The sequence below is a fragment of the [Actinomadura] parvosata subsp. kistnae genome (assembly GCF_900323885.1).
GTDB lineage: Bacteria > Actinomycetota > Actinomycetes > Streptosporangiales > Streptosporangiaceae > Nonomuraea > Nonomuraea composti.
Window position 1 is genome coordinate 1 of sequence record NZ_OOHJ01000002.1, and the last position, 4,091, is coordinate 4,091.

The 4,091-nt window shown below is 74.1% G+C and carries 3 protein-coding genes and 5 pseudogenes; 5 read left to right on the forward strand and 3 right to left on the reverse strand.

Annotated features, from left to right (window positions below):
- Both KIS93_RS64315 and KIS93_RS64320 read right to left on the reverse strand, forming a co-directional pair.
- A pseudogene (locus tag KIS93_RS64315) lies at positions 1-461 on the reverse strand (ATP-dependent helicase); the annotation flags it as partial.
- Positions 462-604: 143 nt separating this feature from the next.
- A pseudogene (locus KIS93_RS64320) lies at positions 605-865 on the reverse strand (hypothetical protein); the annotation flags it as partial.
- On the opposite strand from KIS93_RS64320, the gene KIS93_RS64325 reads away from it, so the two are divergent.
- On the forward strand, positions 854-1,894 hold the full coding sequence (locus KIS93_RS64325; protein ID WP_246005147.1) for a hypothetical protein: 1,041 nt from the start codon (positions 854-856) through the stop codon (positions 1,892-1,894). The pseudogene KIS93_RS64320 and the gene KIS93_RS64325 sit on opposite strands and share 12 nt — an antisense overlap.
- A 124-nt stretch (positions 1,895-2,018) precedes the next feature.
- Here the strand turns inward: KIS93_RS64325 and KIS93_RS64330 are convergent.
- A pseudogene (locus KIS93_RS64330) lies at positions 2,019-2,120 on the reverse strand (hypothetical protein); the annotation flags it as partial.
- Between the two features lie 469 nt (positions 2,121-2,589).
- Here KIS93_RS64330 and KIS93_RS64335 point away from each other — a divergent pair.
- The 4 genes and pseudogenes from KIS93_RS64335 to KIS93_RS64350 form a co-directional block, all read left to right on the forward strand.
- Positions 2,590-2,775: a hypothetical protein gene (locus tag KIS93_RS64335; RefSeq protein WP_246005145.1), complete on the forward strand. Its 186-nt coding sequence runs from the start codon at positions 2,590-2,592 to the stop codon at positions 2,773-2,775.
- A complete protein-coding gene (locus KIS93_RS64340; RefSeq protein WP_246005146.1) occupies positions 2,736-2,984 on the forward strand; it encodes a hypothetical protein in 249 nt (82 codons plus the stop codon). The genes KIS93_RS64335 and KIS93_RS64340 overlap by 40 nt, the downstream gene beginning before the upstream one ends.
- Positions 2,985-3,177: 193 nt before the next feature.
- Positions 3,178-3,480: pseudogene (locus KIS93_RS64345) on the forward strand (3'-5' exonuclease); the annotation flags it as partial.
- A gap of 241 nt (positions 3,481-3,721) precedes the next feature.
- A pseudogene (locus KIS93_RS64350) lies at positions 3,722-4,091 on the forward strand (ATP-dependent helicase); the annotation flags it as partial.

Consider the following 4,091-nt stretch of genomic DNA (forward strand, 5'->3'; position numbering starts at 1 on the left):
GTCGTACAGCTCCAGATCGTCGATGAGCCGCTGCTGTCCCAGCGCGTCTCCAGCCACTTGTGGAAGGAGGTGCCGCGGCGGGCCAGCGGCGCGGGCTTGACCGGGACCGGCCGGCGGATCCTGCGGGCCAGCTCGCGCGGGTCGGCGGCCAGCGTGACCAGCGCGGACACGGTCAGCTTCGTCGGCAGCTCGACCGTGGTGGCGGGCCTGCGCCGGTGCAGCTCCCGCTCGCGCAGCAGCAGGTCGGTGTCGCGCTGCCAGGCCCGCAGCCGCTCCTCCTCGTACGCCTTGATCGGCTCGTCCTCGTACGGCCCGCGTGCCCGCCAGCGCGTCCTCGACGAGCCGGGCGCCGTCGAGCACGGACTCGTAGCGCAGCCCCTCGGGCTCGACCGGCCAGGTGGCCTCGGCGGCTCGGCCAGCAGCGGGTTGGTGGCGCCCTCTTCGAGATCGTCGGCCCACACGGAGATACGGTCGGCGGTGTCGCGGATCTCAGCAGGAAGTCGGACGGCTCCAGCGGCTTGGTCGCGCTGCCCCACCGGTAGCCGGAGGCGATCAGGTGGTAGTGGGCGCGGGTCACGGCCACGTAGGCGAGCCTGCGCTCCTCCATGAGGTCGCGCTCGCGGCAGTGCTCGTCGAACGCGGCCAGCTCCTCCTTGCTCAGCCCGCCCAGCCGGGGCAGGTCGGCCGCGTCGCCGCGCAGCGCGTAGGGGAGCTTGCGCGGGTTCTCCGTCCAGCGGCTGTTCATCACCGGCGTGGCGGGGAAGATGCTGCCGGTCGCGATCGTGCCCTTCGAGCTGACGAGCTGCGACAGGCCCGGCACGACCACGACGGGCCACTCCAGGCCCTTGGAGGCGTGCACGGTCATCAGCTTGACGCTGTTGCTCTCGCCGACCCGGCCGGCCTCCAGGCCGAACTCCTCGCTCTCGGCCGCCTGGAGGTAGGCGAGGAACGCCCCCAGCGTGGGATCCTCGGCGTCGCCGGCGAAGCGGGAGGCCGCGTCGAGGAACGCGTCGAGGTCGGCCGCGCCCGCGCCGCCGACCGTGCCGCTGCGCGCGCCACCTCGATGTCGAGGCCGAGCCTGCGCTCGACCTCGCTGATCAGGTCGGGCAGCGGCTGCGCGGTGTGCGCGCGCAGGTGGCGCAGCTCGTGCGCGAGCGCCACCAGCCTCGTGCGGGCCAGCGGCGAGAACGACTCCAGCCACTCCTCCCTGTCGGGCAGCTCGTCGAGGGCGTCGACCAGGCTGCCGCGCTCCTCGGCCAGGTCGGCCACCACCTGGTCGAGCGGGTCGTCCTCGCGGTGGCTCTCGCTCAGCTCCCTGGCGAGGGTACGGGGCGTGCTCGCCCAGCACCCGCAGGTCGGCCGGACCGATCCGCCAGCGGGCCCGGCCAGCAGCCTGGCCAGCGCGTCGCCCGCCGTGGCGTCGTACAGGACGCGCAGGGGCCACGATGTCGCTCACCTCGGGCACGGTCAGCAGGCCGCCCAGGCCGACCACCTCGACCGGGATGTCCCGCTCCTCCAGCGCCCTGCGGATCGCGGGGAACTGCGAGCGCTTGCGGGCCAGGATGGCGACGTCCTGGGGTTGCAGGGCGAGCGTCTTCTTGCGCTCCTTCTCGCCCCACGGCAGGCCGTCGGGGCCGTCTCCTGGCCGAGCAGCCTGGCGATGCCGTCGGCGATCCACTTCGCCTCGTCGGCGGCGGTCTCGTGGAAGGCGCAGGTGACGCGGCCGCGATCGACCCGGTTCGGGCCGGGGACCAGCACGGGCACCTCGCGGGCCTCCATGCGCAGCGGCAGCTGGACGCGGGCGGCGACGTCGAGCACCCGGTCGCCGTTGCGGAAGCTGACGCTGAGCTGGCGGACCGGGGCCGGGTCGCCGGCGGCCGTGCGGAAGTCTTGAGGGAAGCGGCGCAGGTTGCCCGCCGACGCGCCGCGCCAGCCGTAGATCGACTGGCACGGGTCGCCACGGCGGTGACCGGATGGCCGCCGCCGTAGAGCGAGCGCAGCAGGACGAGCTGGGCGTGGCTGGTGTCCTGGTACTCGTCGAGCAGGACCACGGAGTAGCGGCCCCGCTCGATCTCGCCGACCTCCTTGTGGTTGGCGGCGATGCGGGCGGCCAGCGACATCTGGTCGCCGTAGTCGACCCGTGCCAGTCGATCTACGGCTGGCGCGGCGCGTCGGCGGGCAACCTGCGCCGCTTCCCTCAAGACGCACGGCCGCCGGCGACCCGGCCGGTCCGCCAGCTCAGCGTCAGCTTCCGCAACGGCGACCGGGTGCTCGACGTCGCCGCCCGCGTCCAGCTGCCGCTGCGCATGGAGGCCCGCGAGGTGCCCGTGCTGGTCCCCGGCCCGAACCGGGTCGATCGCGGCGCGTCACCTGCGCCTTCCACGAGACCGCGCCGACGAGGCGAAGTGGATCGCCGACGGCATCGCCAGGCTGCTCGGCCAGGAGACGGCCCCGACGGCCTGCGTGGGGCGAGAAGGAGCGCAAGAAGACGCTCGCCCTGCAACCCCAGGACGTCGCCATCCTGGCCCGCAAGCGCTCGCAGTTCCCGCGATCCGCAGGGCGCTGGAGGAGCGGGACATCCCGGTCGAGGTGGTCGGCCTGGGCGGCCTGCTGACCGTGCCCGAGGTGAGCGACATCGTGGCCACCCTGCGCGTCCTGTACGACGCCACGGCGGGCGACGCGCTGGCCAGGCTGCTGGCCGGGCCCGCTGGCGGATCGGTCCGGCCGACCTGCGGGTGCTGGGCGAGCACGCCCGTACCCTCGCCAGGGAGCTGAGCGAGAGCCACCGCGAGGACGACCCGCTCGACCAGGTGGTGGCCGACCTGGCCGAGGAGCGCGGCAGCCTGGTCGACGCCCTCGACGAGCTGCCCGACAGGGAGGAGTGGCTGGAGTCGTTCTCGCGCTGGCCCGCACGAGGCTGGTGGCGCTCGCGCACGAGCTGCGCCACCTGCGCGCGCACACCGCGCAGCCGCTGCCCGACCTGATCAGCGAGGTCGAGCGCAGGCTCGGCCTCGACATCGAGGTGGCGGCGCGCAGCGGCACGGTCGGCGCGTTCGCGGCGCGGCCGACCTCGACGCGTTCCTCGACGCGGCCTCCCGCTTCGCCGGCGACGCCGAGGATCCCACGCTGGGGGCGTTCCTCGCCTACCTCCAGGCGGCCGAGAGCGAGGAGTTCGGCCTGGAGGCCGGCCGGGTCGGCGAGAGCAACAGCGTCAAGCTGATGACCGTGCACGCCTCCAAGGGCCTGGAGTGGCCCGTCGTGGTCGTGCCGGGCCTGTCGCAGCTCGTCAGCTCGAAGGGCACGATCGCGACCGGCAGCATCTTCCCCGCCACGCCGGTGATGAACAGCCGCTGGACGGAGAACCCGCGCAAGCTCCCCTACGCGCTGCGCGGCGACGCGGCCGACCTGCCCCGGCTGGGCGGGCTGAGCAAGGAGGAGCTGGCCGCGTTCGACGAGCACTGCCGCGAGCGCGACCTCATGGAGGAGCGCAGGCTCGCCTACGTGGCCGTGACCCGCGCCCACTACCACCTGATCGCCTCCGGCTACCGGTGGGGCAGCGCGACCAAGCCGCTGGAGCCGTCCGACTTCCTGCTGGAGATCCGCGACACCGCCGACCGTATCTCCGTGTGGGCCGACGATCTCGAAGAGGGCGCCACCAACCCGCTGCTGGCCGAGCCAGGCCACCTGGCCGGTCGAGCCCGAGGGGCTGCGCTACGAGTCCGTGCTCGACGGCGCCCGGCTCGTCGAGGACGCGCTGGCGGGCACGCTGGGGCCGTACGAGGACGAGCCGATCAAGGCGTACGAGGAGGAGCGGCTGCGGGCCTGGCAGCGCGACACCGACCTGCTGCTGCGCGAGCGGGAGCTGCACCGGCGCAGGCCCGCCACCACGGTCGAGCTGCCGACGAAGCTGACCGTGTCCGCGCTGGTCACGCTGGCCGCCGACCCGCGCGAGCTGGCCCGCAGGATCCGCCGGCCGGTCCCGGTCAAGCCCGCGCCGCTGGCCCGCCGCGGCACCTCCTTCCACAAGTGGCTGGAGACGCGCTGGGACCAGCAGCGCTCATCGACGATCTGGAGCTGTACGACGAGGAGCT